This is a genomic window from Nonomuraea sp. NPDC048882 (assembly GCF_040649755.1).
GTDB lineage: Bacteria > Actinomycetota > Actinomycetes > Streptosporangiales > Streptosporangiaceae > Nonomuraea > Nonomuraea maheshkhaliensis.
The window spans coordinates 212,981-230,111 of record NZ_JBEZGB010000005.1 but is presented as its reverse complement, the minus strand read 5'-3'; the positions used below and the strand labels follow the sequence as shown (position 1 = coordinate 230,111).

The window sequence follows — 17,131 nt, the reverse complement described above, 5'->3', positions numbered from 1 at the left end:
GTCCCGTCACGCGCGGAACGCCTCGGCGTTCTCCGCGGCCCACTGAGCGAAGCCGCGCGCGTCCCGGCCGGTCACCTCGCGTACGGTCGGGACCACCGTGTAGCCGTCCTCAGGGGTGCTGCCGAGCGCGCTCACGAGGAACTCGATGGTCTGCTCGGCCATACCGTCCGCGGCCCACTTGGCACGCGCCTCGTCCACGGTCAGCTCCACGAAGCGCACGTCCCTGCCGATGGCGTCGCCCAGGATCTCCACCTTCCGCCTCAGTGTGATCGCCTCGGGCCCGGTGATCGTGTACGTCCTGCCGCCGTGTCCCCCCTCGACCAGCACGGTCGCGGCCACGGCGGCGATGTCGCGTTCGTGCACGAGGGCGCTCAGCCGGTCGCCGAACGGCTCCTTGATGACGCCTTCCGTCCTGATCGGGTGCGCCCACCACCGCAGCGTGTTGGACATGAACTCGACCGGGTTGAGCAGCGTCCACTCCAGGTCGGTGGCGGCCAGCGCCTGCTCAAGGGCCCCGTCCGCGCGCCCGCCGAGCACCGTGGCCCGCCGTACGCCGGCCGCGACGGCCAGCTCCACCAGCCGGCCCGGGTCGGGCAGGGGCGCGTAGTCGTCGCCGGCGAACTTGATGAGGTGCACCCCCGTGACGCCCTCGAAGGCGGCGGCCACGGACTCGGGCCTGGCCAGGTCGCCGGCGACGACCTCGACGCCCGCGGGCAGGGCGGCCTTGCCGGGGTCACGGGTCAGCGCCCGCACCCGCTGCCCCGCGTCGAGAAGCTCCTGGACGACGAGACGGCCGACGGTACCGGTGGCGCCGGTGACGAGGAAGGTCATGGCGAACCTCTTTCACAGAAAGGAACGGAACGTTCTGATTCCAATAATACCAGAACGGAACGCTTCATTCCATATACGACTTGAGCGAGATGGCGTTCGCCGCCCGCGCGATCGGGCCGGTGATCCGTTCGATCATCCGGTCCCTGCCGGGCAGGCGCGGCAGCAGCCGCATCATCCTCAGCTGGAACCACAGCGCCGCCCGCGACCCGCTGACCATGCCCTTGATGTTCGTGGGCCCCAGCGCCTGGTTCGCCTCGACGAACGGCCGCAGCTCGCGCTCGTACCCCTCCAGCCCGCCGCCCCCGCTCAGCTCGCCCGCCAGCACGTACGCCCCCACAAGCGCCAGGCTCGTCCCCTGCCCCGAGGCCGGCGAGGCGCAGTAGCCCGCGTCGCCGACCAGCACGACCCGTCCCCGCGACCAGCGGTCCATGTGGATCTGGCTGACCGAGTCGAAGTAGAAGTCGTCGGCCTCGCGCACGTCCTCCAGCAGTGCGGGCACCCGCCAGCCGACCCCGTCCATGGCCCGCTCCAGCAGGTCCTTCTGCCCGGCGACGTCCCTGTGGTCGTAACGCAGCGGCTCGGACGACCACATGAACAGCGCCTTGGCGCTGCGGTCGCGCCGCGTGCTGTAGACGTTCGCGGTCCTGCCGACGGTCGCGTGCACGGCCTCCTCGCGGTCCAGGCCCAGGGAGTTGGGCACGGTGCAGATCGAGATGTAGTGGCCGAGGTCGCGGGTGAAGCCCGGCTCCTCGCCGAACGCGATCCGCCTGGTGGCGGAGTGCATGCCGTCGGCCCCGACGACCAGGTCGAACCGGCGCGGGCTCGCCTGCTCGAACGTCACCGTGCCGTCCTCGGCGATGCCGGTGATCGAGTCACCGAAGACGTACTCGACGTCGTCGCGGGTCAGGTCGTACAGGAGCTCGTTGAGGTCGCCGCGCATGATTTCGAGGTCCTCGCCCGTACGCCCGCCGAACAGGTCGGCGTCCAGCGTGCACACGACCCGGCCCTTGGTGTCGTACGTGGTGGCGACGCGCATGTCGGTGCTCCGGTCGCGGACCGCGTCCAGTAAGCCCATGCGCTCGACGACCGTGAGCGCCGCGCCCCGGATGTCCACCTTGTAGCCGCCTGTGCGGATCGCGGAGGCGCGCTCGACCACTGTGACCGAGTGTCCGTGCCGCCGCAGCCAGTACGCCGACGCGGTGCCCGCGATGCCCGCGCCCGAGATGAGAATGTTCGTCATGGCTGTGACGGTACATCTGTCTAAGACGGATGTCTAGTACAAATGTGTTAGACTGTGAGCATGGGAAACAGGGAAGATCTGCTGGCCGGGGCGAAGCGGTGCCTGATCGAGAAGGGCTACTCACGCACGACGGCGCGCGACATCGCCGCCGCCTCTGGCGTGAGTCTGGCGGCCATCGGCTACCACTTCAGGTCGAAGGAGGCGCTGATGAACGAGGCGCTGTTCCAGGCGATGCAGGAGTGGGGCGACGAGCTGGCGGCGACCCTGTCCGCCGACGTCAAGGCGGATGCCACGCCGCTGGAGCGGTTCGAGGCGGCGTGGGATCGCGTGGTGGAGTCGTTCACGCGGCTGCGGCCGTTGTGGGTGACGCAGTTCGAGCTGCTCGGGCAGATCGACCACGTGCCGGAGGTGCGCGAGCAGCTCGTGCGCGGCATCAAGGAGGCGCGGCTCGGGCTCGCGGAGCTGTTCGAGGGGGTGCCGCAGGGCACCGACCCCGAGCACGAGCGCCTCACCGGCACGCTCTACCAGGCCATGCTGACGGGTTTCCTGTCGCAGTGGCTGCTCGACCCGGACAGCGCACTGTCCGGGCGCGAGGTCACCGCCGCGCTGCGCCTGGTCGCGGGCTAAGCCCTCCCTGAACGGCAGGCGTACGGTCGGATCGGGTCGGCAGGCGCCCGAAGACGGCTGGTTCGAGACGGCGGGCGTCCGAGAACGACCGCCGTACCGCCGTACCGTCGAACCGGGTCAGAGGGTCAGAAGGCGCTGATGGTGGCCGGAGCGCGTTCGGCGCGGCTCAGCGTGCGGATGACCGCCGTCGCCCCATGACGGTGTACGGCCAGGCGTGCCAGCAGCTCGACCACCGGATCGATCACCGACGTCGGCAGTTCGGGGGTCTCCAGGCCGACACTGGCCGCCAGATCGTCGGAGTGCACGACCAGCTCGACCAGCCGGGTCAGCAGCAGGTCGTCCAGCCGCAGCGACCAGCCCGCCCAGGGCAGGTGCACGACGCGGTCGGCGGGTTCGGCGGCCAGGGCCGCGCTGAGCATCTCCAGCAGCGCCTGCGCCCGCTCGACCAGCACCGCGGGCCCGGCCGCCGCCGACGCTTCGCCGCCGCGCCGGATGCTCAGGTTGCTCTCGTGGTCGAGCCCCGCCTGCACCCACGGCGAGCGGGTGAAGTGCTCGATGAGCGCGATCGGCTCCTGGACCTGGTCGTTCGGCTGCAGCACGTCCGCGACCCTGACCAGCTGGTGAGCCAGATGCCCGGCCAGCCCGGCGACGCTGAACTCGACGAGCGCGCTCGGCTTGTCCCATGACGCGGCCACGGCCGGGTCGCGCAGGAGCGACACCGCCGACGCCGCGGCCACCAGATAGGACTGCCTGCTTTCCCCCATTTGCCGCCCTCTCCCGGGTTTCAGGTGGTGATGTGCGATGACACTATGCACCTAACAAACCGGCCGCGCATTGCCATCCTGCCTGATGAGACAGCTCTCACCCTGTGGATCTCAGGCGGGGGACCTCAGCCGGCGGACCTCAGGCGAGGGCCCGCCTGATCGCGGACCTGACGAACGCCCGCGCCAGCCGCGCCCTCCTGAACCGGCTGAGCACCGGCCGCTGCGTGCCGTACCGGCGGGCGCGGATGTCGGCCACCACCGTCTCGGGCGCCCCCAGCTCGGCCAGCACGTCGAACGCCTCCCGCTTGCTGATCAGCCGCCCCTCCCGCAGCGTGACCGTGGCCCTGGCGACCGTCAGCATGCCTAAGTCCACCCAGATGTCCTTCAGCCAGCGCCGCCGCTGCTGCGCCTTGACCAGCCAGAAGTCCCGCAGGTCCGTACGGATGAACCGGGTCAGCTCCTCGTCCGACACCGGTGGCAGCAGCCCGTCCGGCGGCGGCCCGTACAGCACCCTGGCCCCCTCGTGCAGCTCGCGCCGCGTGACCGCGGTGACCGGACGGCGGAAGATCTCCCCGAACGCCCACGTGATGTGCTCGGCCGAGAGATCGTCCAGCTCCTGCCTGGCCATGTACGAGCAGTGCAGGTGCTCGGCCAGCGGCAGGCGGAGCCGGCGGTGCACGGCCTTGATCCGGCGCCAGTGCTCCATCGTCGCGGGGGTGTCGGTGATCGCGATCAGGTCGAGGTCGCTGCGCCCCGGCTGGTAGTCACCGCCCGCGAGCGAGCCGTGAGCCCAGAGCGCGACCAGGGGGACGGCCGATTCGACACCCTCCTGAAAATCTTTGAGCAGTCGTTCGGTGGCTGCGTGCATGATGGCAACTATGATCGATTCCAGGCTCGGAGGAAAGGTCGCGCTGATCACCGGCGCCAATCACGGCATCGGCGCCGCGACCGCGGTGGCGCTGGCCGCGCAGGGCGTCGCGGTCTTCCTCACCTACAAGCGGCTGGCCCCGTCCAATGTGCCGGCCTATCCCGCCGCCTACGACCAGCAGCGGGCCGGGGGCGCCGACGAGGTGGTGCGGCGCATCAGGGCGGCGGGCGGCTCGGCCGAGGCGGCCGAGGCCGACCTGGCCGACCCGCAGACCCCGCAGGTGCTGTTCGACTTGGCCGAGAAGGCGTTCGGCCCGGTGGAGATCCTGGTCAACAACGCCAGCGGCTGGCTCAGCGACACGTTCACGCCGGCCGGGCGCGACGACTTCGGCCGCCCCCTGCGCATGGTGGACGCGGAGACGTACGACCGGCAGTTCGCGGTGGACGCGCGGGCCCCCGCGCTGCTGATCGCCGAGTTCACCCGCCGGCACCTGGCGCGCGGCGCCACCTGGGGCCGCGTCATCGGCCTGACCTCGGGCGGCCCCGACGGCTTCCCGACCGAGGTCTCCTACGGCGCGGCCAAGGCCGCTCAGGAGAACTACACCATGTCGGCCGCGCACGAGCTCGGCCGGTACGGCATCACGGCCAACATGGTCTACCCGCCCGTCACCGACACCGGCTGGATCAACGAGGAGGTGGAGCGCGCGGTCGTCGCCTCCAGCGTGCTGCGTGACATCGCCCAGCCGGAGGACGTGGCCGAGGTGATCACGTTCCTGGCCTCGCACCAGGGGCGCAGGGTGACGGGGCAGCGGCTCAGGATGTACTGAACAGGGCGCTCACCGACTCGCCGTCGTGGATCCGGCGCATGGCCTCGGCCAGGGCGGGCGCGATCGACAGGACGGTCAGTTTGTCGCTGGGCTTGGGCGGTGGCACGGTGTTGGTGCAGACGATCTCCTCGACCTCGGGCAACTCGCTCAGCCGCTCGATCGCCCCGCCGGCGAACAGGCCGTGGGTGCACGCGATGCGTACGGACCTGACCCGCTGCTCGCGCAGGCGGTCGAGCAGCTCGATGACCGTGCTGCCCTTGGCGATCTCGTCGTCGAGAACGATCACGTCCTTGCCCGTCACCTCGCCGATCACCGAGCTGATCACCACCCGGTCGTCGCTGAAGCGCTGCTTGGCGCCCATCGCGACGCCGGTGCCGAGCAGGCGGGCGAAGTGGGCGGCCTCCTTGGCGTTGCCGAGGTCGGGGGAGACCACGACCGTGTTGGACAGGTCGTAGCGGCGGAAGTGCCTGGCCAGCTCGCGCAGCGCGTGCAGGTGGTCCACGGGGACGCTGAAGAAGCCGTGCACCTGCGGCGAGTGCAACGTCATGGCCAGCACCCGGTTGGCGCCCGCGGCCACCATCAGATCGGCCACCAGCCGCGCCCCGATCGAGATGCGCGGAGCGTCCTTCTTGTCGCTCCTGGCATAGGCGTAATGCGGCATCACCACGGTGGTCCTGGCCGCGGAGGCGCCACGGGCGGCGTCGAGCATGAGTAGCAGCTCGACCAGGTGCTCCTGGACGGGCGGCACGAGCGGCTGGATGAGGAACACGTCGCGTTCGCGGCAGTTGGCCTGGAGCTGCACTTCGATGACGTCGTTGGCGAATCGGTTGAGCTGGACGGGGTGCAGAGGGGTGCCCAGGTGGGCGCAGATCTCCTCGGCCAGTTCGGGATGGGCGCTGCCACTGAAAACCGTGATGTCTCGCACGATTCCGTAATCGTAGCCACAAGGTCCGACGTTCTCCGAGGCGGCACGCGTACAAACGCGCCACGACAGCGGCGGCACGCGTACGGGCGGCTACGCCAGCGCCTCAGGGGTGAGGGCATCGAGGTCGGGCAGCACGCGCCAGGCCAGGGCGAGCGCGTCCGGTGCGGGCGGGTAGCGGGGGTGCGCTACGGCGATCACGCGCATGCCGGCGGCGTGCGCCGAGCGCAGCCCGTTGCTGGAGTCCTCGACCGCCACGCAGCCGCCGGGATCGGCCCCGATCCGGCGGGCCGCCTCCAGGTAGCCGTCGGGCGCGGGCTTGCCGCGCGGCACCTCCTCGGTGGAGACCGTGGCGGCGAAACACTCCGTCAGCCCGGCCGCGTCGAGCACCACGTCGATCAGCCGCCGCGGTGACGAGCTGGCCAGCCCCAGCGTGGTCCGCTCCGCCAGGCGCCGCACCGCCTCGACGGCGCCGGGCATCAGCGGCACCTCGTCCCGGTAACGCGCGGCCATCTGGTCGACCACCCCGCGGGCGATCTCGCCGGGCGGCAGGTCCACACCCAGTTCGTGCAGGTACGCGGCCCACTCGGGGGTGCTCATCCCCATCAGCCTGGACTGCGTGTCAGGCTGCCAGGCGCCGCCGTGGCCGGCGACGAAGGCCCGCCGTACCTCCTCCCACACCGGCTCGGAATCGACCAGCACGCCATCGAGGTCGAACACGCACGCTTCCATGGACGACAAGCCAATCACACGGCCGGAGCCGGCTCCGCCTCGACCGGCGCTGTCCTTATTGTCCATGATTAGGGGTTTTGTTGAGCTATGTCGGCTGAATCCAGGGCATGCGGCAGGGCATGGCAGACCTTCCCTTCCACGACAGAGGCGACTTCGAGGACGCCGACCGCGGCTTCCTCGCCAAGCTCAGCCCCGCAGTGATCAAAACGGTGGACGGCCGGGTCGTGTGGGACAACGACTCCTACGACTTCCTCCAGGAGGACTGCCCCGCCACGGCCCACCCCAGCCTCTGGCGGCACGGCAAGCTCTGCGCGAAACAGGGCCTGTACGAGGTCACCGAGGGCATCTACCAGGTACGCGGCCTGGACCTGTCCAACATGACGCTGGCCGAGGGCGAACACGGCGTCATCGTCATCGACCCGCTCATCTCCACCGAGTGCGCTGCCGCCGCGCTCAAGCTCTACCGCGCCCATCGCGGCGACCGCCCCGTGACCGGCGTCGTCTACACCCACGCCCACGCCGACCACTACGGCGGCGTCCGCGGCGTCACCTCGGGCGGCGTGCCGATCCTGGCCCCGGCCGGTTTCATGCGGCACGCGGTGACCGAGAACGTCTACGCCGGCCCCGCCATGACCCGCCGTGCCGCGTACATGTACGGCCCCGCCCTGCCCCGCTCCCCGGAGGGCCAGATCGGCGCGGGCCAGGGCCTGACCGCCTCGACCGGCACCATGTCGCTCATCCCGCCCACGGTCGAGATCGCGCGTACCGGCCAGGAGGAGACGATCGACGGCGTCAGGATGATCTTTCAGCTCACGCCGGGCGCCGAGGCCCCGGCCGAGATGAACTTCCTCCTCCCCGCCCGCCGCGCCCTCTGCCTGGCCGAGAACGCCACCCACAACCAGCACAACGTGCTGCCCCTGCGCGGCGCCGCCACCCGCGACGCCCGCGCCTGGGCGCGTTACCTGGGCGAGGCGCTGTCCATGTTCGCCGGCCTGGCCGACGTGGCCTTCGCCTCCCACCACTGGCCCACCTGGGGCGCCGAGCGCATCGAACGCTTCCTGTCCCAGCAGCGCGACATGTACGCCTACCTGCACGACCAGACCCTGCGCCTGCTCAACAAGGGCCTGACGGCGGCCGAGATCGCCGAGACCGTACGGATGCCGCCCGAGCTGGAGCAGATCTGGCACACCCACGGCTACTCCGGCTCGGTCAGCCACAACGTCAAGGCCATCTACCAGCGCTACCTGGGCTGGTTCGACGGCAACCCCGCGCACCTGTGGGAGCACCCGCCGAGGGAGAGTGCGATCCGGTACGTCGAGTGCATGGGCGGCGGCGCGGCCGTGGTCGCCTACGCCAGGCGCTACATCGACGAGAACGACCTGCGCTTCGCCGCCCAGCTCCTCAACCACGCCGTCTTCGCCGACGAGGGCAACAAGGAGGCCAGAGACCTGCTGGCCGAGGTCTACACCCGGCTCGGCCACGGCGCCGAGAACGCGACCTGGCGCAACTTCTACCTCATGGGCGCCCTGGAGCTGTCGGACGGCATCGCGCCCACCCTCATGGAGACGGCCTCGGCCGACTTCTTCAACGCGCTGAGCGTGGAGCAGATCTTCGACTCGATCGCCATCCGGGTGGACGGCCCCAAAGCCTGGCACGAGCGGCTGAACATCGACTGGCATCTGATCGACCTGGGGGAGCGCCATCGTACGACGCTGTCCAACGGCGTGCTCATCCAGCAGTTCGACCCGCCGGGAGAGAGCGCGGAGCTGACGTTGCGGCTGACCAAGGCCCAGCTCGTCGGGCTGCTGTCGGGCAAGGGGGTGGAGGGCATCGAACGTGAGGGTGACACGACGGTGTTGCAGCGGCTGGTGGCCGTACTGGACCGGCCGCTGCCCGACTTCGCCATCGTGACGGCCTAGGGAGCCCGTTCATGACGGTCGTTCGTGGGCGGTGCTCATGGCCTCGCAGGCGAGCGCGAGCAGCGTCACCACGACCGCCGCGACGCCGGGACCGACCAGGAGCGGCACGGTCAGCTCGCCCGCGTGCCAGGCCGCCGCGATGATCGCCGACGAGGTCAGCACCGTCACGCCGAACATGGCCGCCCACAGCGGCAGCACCCGCAGGTAGGCGAAGAGCAGCGGGAACGCCAGCCACACGAACGGCGCCGCCGCCACGGCCAGCACGGCCCACCCGGCGGTCGCCAGCCCCAGCCACACATGTGCGAGCCGTACGTACCTGGGGCCCTCCCGGCGCCGGAACACGGGCGCGGCGGCGTACACGAGGCCGAGCAGCGCGCCTCCGGCCGCCACCGCCGCGCGCTCCTCGCGCAGCATGGTGATCACGGCCATCGCCAGCAGCCCACCGGCGGTGGCATGCACCGCCCACCTCAGCAGTCGCAACGGAACGTCCATCATCAATTACCAAGGGTAACGGACGTTCAGACGTGCGCGTCCCCCCGGCGACGGCCGCCGACGGCGGTGATCGCGAAGTAGAGCAGCCCGGCCAGCACCAGCGCGATCACCACGCCGATGTTCGCGCTGCCGAACGTGCCGCCCTTCAGCTCGTCGCTCATCAGGAAGCCGACCACCCTGGCGATGTACGGATCGGCCGACACGATGAGCCCCAGCCCCACGATCGAGGCCACGACCAGCGACACGAGCCCCGCGCCGTTGAGCGCCGGCGCGCCCTGCCGCAGCAGCCGCTCGTCGTACGACGCGCCGCCCGCCCGCAGCCGCCACATGTCCACCAGGAAGATCGCCACCCAGGCCGCCATCACCACGCCCGCGATGGCGAGGAACGCCTGGAACGTGGCCAGGAAGCTGGTGGAGACGAACAGCAGGTAGTAGCCGCCCAGCAGCATCAGCACCCCGTCGATCAGCACCGCGTAGTGCCGCCTGACGGGCACGCCCAGCGCCAGCATCGACAGCCCGGACGAGTAGATGTCCATGATCGCGCCGGCCAGGAATCCGCCGATGGCGGTCAGCAGGTACGGCAGCAGGAACCAGGTGGGCAACGCCTCGGCCAGCGCCGCCACCGGGTTGGCGCCCGCCGCCTCGGCCAGCTTCGGATCGCCCCCGGCCAGCAGCACGCCGAACACGAGCAGCACCATCGGCGGCAGCGCGCCCCCGAGCATCGTCCACAGGGCCACCGAGCGCGGCCTGGAGTTCGACGGCAGGTAGCGCGAGTAGTCGGCGCCGCAGTTGACCCAGCCCAGGCCGAGCAGGGTCATGGCGAAGATGACCCCGCCCACCCAGCCGCCGGGCCCGGCCGTGGTCTCCAGCGAGCCGCCCAGCCTGGGCGCCATCAGGGCCATGTAGACGACCGTGAGCACGACGAACACGTACGTCAGATAGCGCTGGACCACCATGATCATCGCGTGGCCGTACACGCCGACGGCGATCACGACCAGGGCCGCGACCGCGAAGCACACGGCGGTGGTCGTGGTGGCCGGGATGCCGGGCGCGAGCCGCCGCAGGATCTCCGCGCCGCTCTGCGCCGCGAGCGTGACCAGCACGATCTCCCAGCCGACGTTGGAGATGTAGGAGAACATCGTGGGCAGCTTGTTGCCCTGGTAGCCGAACGGCGCGCGTCCCAGCGTCATCGTCGGCACGCCCGAACGGGCGCCGCCGATGGCCACCAGGCCGACCAGCAGGAACGACAGCGCGTACCCGATCGCGCCCGTGACGATCGCGGGCACCACGCCGAGTTGCAGGCCGACGATGTAGACGCCGAAGGCCACCCCGAAGAGTGACAGGTTGGAGCCCGCCCAGGGCCAGAACAGGTCTCTCGGCCGGCCGCGCCGCTCGCCCTCGGGGACCGCGTTGATGCCGTTCTGCTCGACCGCCATCGTTCCCATGATCGGACGTTACCCGCGTGCGGGGGCTGCGGGCAAAGAAATCATCGCTCAAAGATATTTCCGGATTTGTCGGGAATTATGAGCGCAAGGGGTACGGGCGTCGGGAAGGCGCCCGAGGGGCTTGCCCGTCGGGTGGCCGCCTGGGACAGACACCTGACGGGGTATCCGCGGGAGTCGCCTGAGACGGGCATCCGAGAGGCACTCTTGAGGGGATGCCTGAGGGGTGCCTTGAGGGGGTTGCCTGAGGGGAGTGATCGTGGCGCCGGATACGCGACGGCGCGCACTGGCCGTCTGCCTCGTGGCCGCGTTCATGACGGGGCTCGACGTGAGCATCGTCAACGTCGCGCTGCCGTCGATCCGCGACGGGCTGCACGCCACGGACGACGGCCTGCAGTGGACGGTCTCCGGGTACGCGCTCACGTTCGGCCTCCTGCTGGTCCCGGCCGGACGGCTGGGCGACGCCAGGAGCCGCCGGACGATCTTCATGTGGGGCGTGGCGCTCTTCACCCTCTCCAGTGCCGCCTGCGGCCTGGCCGGCAGCATGAACGTGCTGATCGTGGCGCGGCTGATCCAGGGCATGGCGGCCGGGATGATGAACCCGCAGGTCTCCGGCATGATCCAGCAGATGTTCCAGGGGTACGAGCGGGGCCGGGCCTTCGGCGCGCTCGGCGCCACCATCGGCGTGGCCACCGCCGCCGGGCCGCTGATCGGGGGCGCGCTGGTGACCGCCTTCGGCGCCGATCACGGCTGGCGGTGGGTGTTCCTGGTGAACCTGCCGATCGGGCTCGTGCTGCTGCCGCTGGCCTGGCGGCTGCTTCCGAGGCAGCAACTGGTGCACTGGCGGTCGGAGAGCATGGACCCGGTGGGCGTGCTGCTGCTCGGGATCGGCGTGGCGGGGCTGCTGCTGCCGTTCATCCAGCGGCACCAGTGGGAGGGCGACGCCAAGTGGCTGCTCGTGCCGGCCGCGCTGGTGGTGCTGGCCGGCTTCGTGATCTGGGAACGGCACTACCGCCGTGAGCCGCTGGTCACGCTGGCGCTCTTCCGCAAGCGCTCCTACACCTTGGGCTCGACGATCGCGCTGTTCTACTTCGCCGGCTTCACCGGCATCTTCTTCATCTTCACGCTGTACCTGCAGAGCGGGCACGGCTACAGCCCGCTGCTGGCGGGGCTGGCGATCACCCCGTTCGCGCTCGGCTCGGCCTCGGCGGCCGTGGTCGGAGGCCATCTGGTGGGGCGGCTCGGGCGGCGGCTGGTGGTGATCGGGCTGTCGATGGTGATCGCCGGGCTGCTCGCCACGATGGCGGCCACCGCGCTGGTGCCGGGACAGGCGACCGGGCTGGCGACCGCGCTGCCCCTGCTGTTCGCGGGCATGGGCAGCGGCCTGGTCATCTCGCCCAACCAAGCCATCTCGCTGTCGGAGGTGCCGCCCGAGGGTGGCGGGAGCGCGGCGGGGGTGCTGCAGACCGGGCAGCGCCTGGGGTCGGCCTTCGGGATCGCGGCGGCGGGCACGACGTTCTTCGGCTCGCTTGGTCAGGGGTGGGCGACGGCGTTCAGGCACGGGCTGGTCGTGGTGACGATCTCGGTCGCCATCGCCCTGTCCGCCGCCCTCTACGACCTCTTCCGCACCTCCCGCTCACCCACCTGAAACCACCCTCCGTTCACCCGCGTAAAGCCTCCCGCGACCCTCGCGGACACCCTTGAAACCACCCCCCCTGGCTCATCCTCCGAGCAGCTTGGCCTCCACCGCCGGGTCGAGGCCCACGGCCGGGCGGTCGGGCCGCATGGGGGCCTTCCCGCCGATGCTCCGCAACCAGGCCCACGTGTCGGCGACGGTCTCCTCGACCGGCCTGACCTCCAGCCCGGCCGCCACCGCCTTGCCGACGTCGCCCCCGTACATGAAGTCGTAGCCCTCGCCCGTCAGCCAGAGCGGCAGCTCGGTCCACTGCCGCACCTCGGCCGCCAGCAACCGCTCGCCCTCGACCCAGCGCAGCTCGGCCCCCGACCCGGTCACCCGCGCACAGGTCTCCAGCAGCTCCCGCATCGTGGTGAACCCCGGCGGGCTCACCACGTTGAACGCCCCGCCGACGCCCCGCGCGGCCGCCCGCAGGCACCAGGCAGCCAGGTCACGGGCGTCGATGTACTGCAGCCCCGCCTCCGCCGGGCCGGGCGCGAGCACAGGCCCGCCCCTCGCCATCCGGGTCAGCCACCACGGCAGCCGCCCGACGTTCTCGTAAGGCCCGAGGATCAGCCCCGCCCTGGCCAGCAGCGCCCGATCGCCGAACGCGGCCACGGCCCCCAGCTCGGCCCCCGCCTTGTTGCGCGCGTAGTCGCCGTCACCGTCGCCGGCCGAGGCGGCCACCACGGGCGCGCTCTCGCCGGCCCCGAACGGCACGGGATCGGCGTAGACCGACCGGCTGGAGACGTAGACGTAGCGGCCGGCCCGCTCGGCCAGCAGCGCGGCCGTGTCTCTGACCACGACGGGCGCCCACGACCAGGTGTCGACCACGACGTCCCACTCGCCACGCTCCAGCGCCGCCAGCCCGCCGGGAGCCGACCGGTCACCGCGCAGCGCCGTCACCCCCGCGGGCGGAGCGTGGCTGCCCCGGTTGAAGACCGTCACCTCCCACCCCATGGCCACGGCCTCCTCGACGACCGCCCGTCCCACGAACTCCGTACCGCCCAGCACCAGGACCTTCATGACCCTCACCCTGCCCGCCGCAGCCCGACGGCGGAACCCGTGCACGCCGTCAGCGGAATCGCCCGGAGCGGAATGTGCGGAGAGTAGCCGCCGCGCGCTCAGCCTCCGGCGAAACCCCATGTTGCGAAGCCTCGCGGCGGGTAAAGGTCACACACAGTGATGCTGTGTGGAGGGTGGGATGGGATGTGCGGCTGTTTCCCCGCTCGATCCGGGCACGCCTGACCATGTTGGCGGTCCTGGTGGCGGGCGTCGTCCTCATCGGCTCGGCCTTCCTCACGCTCGGCATCGTGCCCGACAGCCTGCGCGGCGTCGTCCACGGCGGGGTCGAGCTGGCCGTACGCCGGGTCGCCATCGAGGCCCGCGACGGAAACCTGCCCCCGCAGCTTGAGCCGCCGGCCCGCGTACCGCTGCTCCGGGCGGTCGCGGAGGACGGCCGGGTGGTCGCGAGCAGCCCTTCGTTCCCCGAGGCGGCGCGGGTCACGGCGGCGCTGCGGCCGCGCACGTTCGACCGGGTCGAGACCACCAGGATCGAGCTGACCAGGCACCAGGAGGACACCGAGACCAACCACCTGGTCAAGGCCATGCGGGTGCGCACGCCCGACGGCCCCGTCACCGTGTACGGGGCCTCCTCCCTCGCTGACGTGGAGCGCGGCCTGATGGTGATCCACCTCATGGTGTTCCTCGGCATCCCGCTCATCCTGGCGCTGATCGGCGGCATCACCTGGGCCGCGGTCAGGGGCGCCCTGCGCCCGGTCGAACGCATCAGGGCCGAGCTGGCCGAGATCACCGGGCGCGACCTGAGCAGGCGCGTCCCCGTACCCGCGACCGGCGACGAGATCGCGGGGCTGGCCGTCACCACCAACCACACGCTCGACCGTCTTGAACGCTCCGCCGAGACCCAGCGCCGCTTCGTCGCCGACGCCTCGCACGAGTTGCGCAGCCCGGTCTCGGCCCTGCGCGCCCAGCTGGAGGTGGCCGGCGCCTACCCCGGCGAGACCGACTGGCCGGTCGCCGGGGCGCGCGCCCTGGCCGCCGCCGACCGCCTCACCGGCATCATCGACGAGCTGCTGATGCTGGCCAAGCTCGACGCGGGCGCGATCGTCCATCGTGAGGTGGTGGACATGTGCGCGCTGGTCACCGACCAGGTACGCCGCCGCGAAGGCGGAAAGATCCCCATTCATGCGCAGTTGTACGGGGAGGCCCCGGTCTTCGGCTCGTCGCTGCAGCTCGACCGGCTCCTGACCAACCTGCTCGACAACGCCGCCCGGCACGCCGCGATCCGCATCGACGTCGAGGTGACGGTACGGGAGGACCGGGTGGTGCTGACGGTGACCGACGACGGCGACGGCATCGCGCCGCAGGACAGGGAGAGGGTGTTCGAACGGTTCACCCGGCTGGAGGCGGCCAGGGCGAAGGACAAGGGCGGCAGCGGCCTCGGCCTGCCCCTGTCGAGGGAGATCGCCACCGCGCACAAGGGCACCCTCACCGTCGCCGACCACGAGCCCGGCGCCCGCTTCGTCGCCGTCCTGCCCCTGTATCAAGCCTGAGCGCCGTTCGTCCTGCCCCGCACCCGGCGGTCTGGCGCCGCATCGGGCCTAGACTCGGCGGAATGGATCTGCGTGAGCTCGCCGACGAGATCGAGCCGATCTCGGCCCGCTACGCGAGCAGCATCGGGGTCGAACGCGACGACGCCTGGTTCCTGCTCAAGCTGCAGGAGGAGGTGGGCGAGCTGACGCAGGCGTTCCTCATGCTCACCGGCCGGGCCAGGACCAAGGGCCGCACCGAGGAGGAGCGCGACGCCGACTTCCGCGCCGAGCTGGCCGACGTACTGTGTCACGTGGTCCTCTTAGCTCGTCAGCACGGCGTGGACCTGGAGGCGGAGATCGAGCGCAAGTGGCTGGTCTGGAAACGATGAGGGCCCGCCTCCTGACGGAGGCGGGCCCTCGCTCGGTGAGATCGGTCAGTCCACCACGGTGATGCGGTTCGTCGCCGGAGAGGCGATCGGGTTGTCGCGGCCGAGCTGCTCGACGAAGGCGTCGATGTCCAGCGGCCCGCTCCACAGCTCCGTGCCCTCGGTGAAGGCGAGGAAGGCGTCACCGCCGCCGACCAGGAAGTTGTTGGCGGCGACCCGGATCGTCTGGGTGTCCGTCACCGGCACCCCGTCGATCTTCATGTCGGAGACCTTGGAGCCCCAGGCGGCGCCCCGGCTGTAGGTGTAGGTGAAGTTCGCCGACGGCTGCAGGATCTTGGTGAAGGCCTGGTTGTTCGGCCCGCCGGTGAACTGCTGCTCAAGCAGCGTCTTGAGCTGGGCGCCGGTCAGCGTGACGACCTGCATCAGGTTGTTGAACGGCTGCACGGTGAACGCCTCGCCGTAGGTGACGACGCCGTCCCCCTCGTTCGCGGGGGAGCCGGCGAACGCCAGCGACGCCCGTACGCCGCCCGGGTTCATCAGCGCGATCTGCGCGTTGCCGCCCGTCCGCGTGGCGGCGAGCTGGCCGTCGGCGATGAGGTTGCCGAGCGGCGACTCGCCTGACGGCGCGGCCGTGTTCGTGATGTCGGCGCCGATCGTCCCGACCGCCCGGTTGGCGACGGGCGCGACGCGGTCCTTCCAGGTCTGCACGAACGCCGAGATCTCGGGGTCGGCGGTGACCGTACGGGTCACGACGTGGTTGTCCGCGACGACCGAGGCGCGTTCGACGTCCCGCGTCTTGGTGTTCACCTTCAGGTCGACCTGCGTGATGACGCGCCCGAACGAGCCGCCCTGGGAGTACAGGCGGTCCTTGCCGGCCGGGTCCTTCACCTTGCACAGGTACGCCTGGTGGGAGTGGCCGCTCAGGATGAGGTCGATCTCGGCGTCCACCTGCGTGGCGATGCGGTTGCCCGCTCCCGGGACGGCGCTGCAGGCGTCCGGCGACTGTCCGGCGGTGACCTGGTCACCCTCGTGCACGAGGACGACCTGGGCCTTCACGCCCACCAGCCTGAGCAGCTTGGAGGCCACGTTCGCGGCCTTGACCTCGTCAACGAATTTGAGGTCCTTGATCCCCTCGCTCGTGACGATGCTCGGCGTCGTCTGCGTGACCAGCCCGATGAAGCCGATCGGCACGCCGTTCATCCACTTGATGCTGACCGGCGGCAGCGCGGGCACGCCCCAGTCGGCCAGGGCCTGCTTGACCTCGGCCGAGTTCGACCCGCCGAGTGCGGCCAGCGCGTCGGTGCGCTCGCGGGGGTTCTTGAACAGGACGTTCGCGCCCACGTAGTCGAACTTGGCGCCCTTCCACTTGCCGGCCGGCGAGCAGCCGTCGACCGGGTGGCAGCCGCCGTTCATGATGCGGCGCAGCTCGGCGTAGCCCTCGTCGAACTCGTGGTTGCCGACCGCGGCCACCTTGAGCCCCAGCTTGTCCATGAACTCGACCGACGGCTCGTCGTGGTAGGCCGCCGAGACCAGCGGCGTCGCCCCGATGAGGTCGCCCTGGGCGACGGCGATGGTGTTCCTGTCGGTCAGGCCCTTCATGTGCGTGGCGACGTAGGCCGCGCCACCGGCGTCGACCGTGTTGCCGTTCTCGTCCACCATGCGGCCGGAGGATCCGGTCGGCGGTTCGAGGTTGCCGTGGAAGTCGTTGAGCGCGAGCAGCCGGACGGGAACCGTCTTGGGGGCTTTGCCCGCGTCCGCCGGAAGGGTGGTGAACAGGACCCCACCCGTGGCGACGGCTCCGGCCAGCGCCAGCCGGAGGAAGGAACGAGACGTCATGGCCCAAGACGTTACGGCG

Annotated in this window: 16 protein-coding genes; 6 read left to right on the top strand and 10 right to left on the bottom strand. The window is 71.0% G+C overall.

The annotated features are described in order from the left end of the window. Positions 1 to 6 precede the first annotated feature (6 nt). The gene (locus AB0C27_RS19725; RefSeq protein WP_357845876.1) at positions 7 to 831 is read right to left on the bottom strand and encodes an NAD(P)H-binding protein; all 825 of its coding nucleotides are present in this window, start codon (positions 829 to 831) and stop codon (positions 7 to 9) included. Positions 832 to 895: 64 nt separating this feature from the next. After that, entirely contained in the window at positions 896 to 2,071 is a 1,176-nt protein-coding gene (locus tag AB0C27_RS19720) for an FAD-dependent monooxygenase (RefSeq protein WP_357845874.1), read from the bottom strand. 60 nt (positions 2,072 to 2,131) lie between these two features. Between AB0C27_RS19720 and AB0C27_RS19715 the strand changes: the two genes are divergently transcribed. Further along, a complete protein-coding gene (locus AB0C27_RS19715; RefSeq protein ID WP_357845872.1) occupies positions 2,132 to 2,698 on the top strand; it encodes a helix-turn-helix domain-containing protein in 567 nt (188 codons plus the stop codon). 125 nt (positions 2,699 to 2,823) lie between these two features. On the opposite strand, the gene AB0C27_RS19710 is transcribed toward AB0C27_RS19715, so the two are convergent. Both AB0C27_RS19710 and AB0C27_RS19705 read right to left on the bottom strand, forming a co-directional pair. Beyond that, positions 2,824 to 3,462, bottom strand: coding sequence for a maleylpyruvate isomerase N-terminal domain-containing protein (locus AB0C27_RS19710; protein ID WP_346105359.1), 639 nt, complete (start codon positions 3,460 to 3,462; stop codon positions 2,824 to 2,826). A gap of 139 nt (positions 3,463 to 3,601) precedes the next feature. Beyond that, positions 3,602 to 4,330, bottom strand: coding sequence for a nucleotidyltransferase domain-containing protein (locus AB0C27_RS19705; RefSeq protein WP_357845870.1), 729 nt, complete (start codon positions 4,328 to 4,330; stop codon positions 3,602 to 3,604). Positions 4,331 to 4,340: 10 nt separating this feature from the next. Between AB0C27_RS19705 and AB0C27_RS19700 the strand changes: the two genes are divergently transcribed. Beyond that, entirely contained in the window at positions 4,341 to 5,156 is an 816-nt protein-coding gene (locus AB0C27_RS19700) for an SDR family oxidoreductase (RefSeq protein WP_357845868.1), read from the top strand. Here AB0C27_RS19700 and AB0C27_RS19695 read toward each other — a convergent pair. Together AB0C27_RS19695 and AB0C27_RS19690 are read right to left on the bottom strand one after the other, a co-directional pair. Next, positions 5,143 to 6,081 (bottom strand): ribose-phosphate pyrophosphokinase, encoded by a 939-nt coding sequence (locus AB0C27_RS19695; RefSeq protein WP_357845866.1) that lies wholly within the window; start codon positions 6,079 to 6,081, stop codon positions 5,143 to 5,145. The genes AB0C27_RS19700 and AB0C27_RS19695 overlap by 14 nt on opposite strands. Before the next feature lie 90 nt (positions 6,082 to 6,171). Continuing rightward, positions 6,172 to 6,798: an HAD family phosphatase gene (locus AB0C27_RS19690; RefSeq protein ID WP_357845864.1), complete on the bottom strand. Its 627-nt coding sequence runs from the start codon at positions 6,796 to 6,798 to the stop codon at positions 6,172 to 6,174. A 131-nt stretch (positions 6,799 to 6,929) separates the two neighbouring features. On the opposite strand from AB0C27_RS19690, the gene AB0C27_RS19685 reads away from it, so the two are divergent. Then, on the top strand, positions 6,930 to 8,729 hold the full coding sequence (locus tag AB0C27_RS19685; RefSeq protein ID WP_357845862.1) for an alkyl sulfatase dimerization domain-containing protein: 1,800 nt from the start codon (positions 6,930 to 6,932) through the stop codon (positions 8,727 to 8,729). Positions 8,730 to 8,738: 9 nt separating this feature from the next. Here the strand turns inward: AB0C27_RS19685 and AB0C27_RS19680 are convergent, their stop codons facing one another. Both AB0C27_RS19680 and AB0C27_RS19675 read right to left on the bottom strand, forming a co-directional pair. Then, complete coding sequence (locus AB0C27_RS19680; RefSeq protein WP_357845861.1) at positions 8,739 to 9,227, bottom strand: hypothetical protein; 489 nt, start codon at positions 9,225 to 9,227, stop codon at positions 8,739 to 8,741. A gap of 20 nt (positions 9,228 to 9,247) precedes the next feature. Then, on the bottom strand, positions 9,248 to 10,666 hold the full coding sequence (locus AB0C27_RS19675; RefSeq protein ID WP_357845859.1) for a cytosine permease: 1,419 nt from the start codon (positions 10,664 to 10,666) through the stop codon (positions 9,248 to 9,250). A 256-nt stretch (positions 10,667 to 10,922) separates the two neighbouring features. Between AB0C27_RS19675 and AB0C27_RS19670 the strand changes: the two genes are divergently transcribed. Then, positions 10,923 to 12,311, top strand: coding sequence for an MFS transporter (locus AB0C27_RS19670; RefSeq protein WP_357845857.1), 1,389 nt, complete (start codon positions 10,923 to 10,925; stop codon positions 12,309 to 12,311). A gap of 72 nt (positions 12,312 to 12,383) precedes the next feature. On the opposite strand, the gene AB0C27_RS19665 is transcribed toward AB0C27_RS19670, so the two are convergent. Then, complete coding sequence (locus AB0C27_RS19665) at positions 12,384 to 13,364, bottom strand: NAD-dependent epimerase/dehydratase family protein (protein WP_357845855.1); 981 nt, start codon at positions 13,362 to 13,364, stop codon at positions 12,384 to 12,386. Between the two features lie 185 nt (positions 13,365 to 13,549). On the opposite strand from AB0C27_RS19665, the gene AB0C27_RS19660 reads away from it, so the two are divergent. Continuing rightward, on the top strand, positions 13,550 to 14,911 hold the full coding sequence (locus tag AB0C27_RS19660) for an ATP-binding protein (protein WP_357845853.1): 1,362 nt from the start codon (positions 13,550 to 13,552) through the stop codon (positions 14,909 to 14,911). Between the two features lie 62 nt (positions 14,912 to 14,973). Then, on the top strand, positions 14,974 to 15,279 hold the full coding sequence (locus AB0C27_RS19655) for a MazG nucleotide pyrophosphohydrolase domain-containing protein (protein WP_357845852.1): 306 nt from the start codon (positions 14,974 to 14,976) through the stop codon (positions 15,277 to 15,279). Between the two features lie 45 nt (positions 15,280 to 15,324). On the opposite strand, the gene AB0C27_RS19650 is transcribed toward AB0C27_RS19655, so the two are convergent. Further along, positions 15,325 to 17,112: a bifunctional metallophosphatase/5'-nucleotidase gene (locus AB0C27_RS19650; RefSeq protein ID WP_357845851.1), complete on the bottom strand. Its 1,788-nt coding sequence runs from the start codon at positions 17,110 to 17,112 to the stop codon at positions 15,325 to 15,327. Between the last annotated feature and the right edge of the window lie 19 nt (positions 17,113 to 17,131).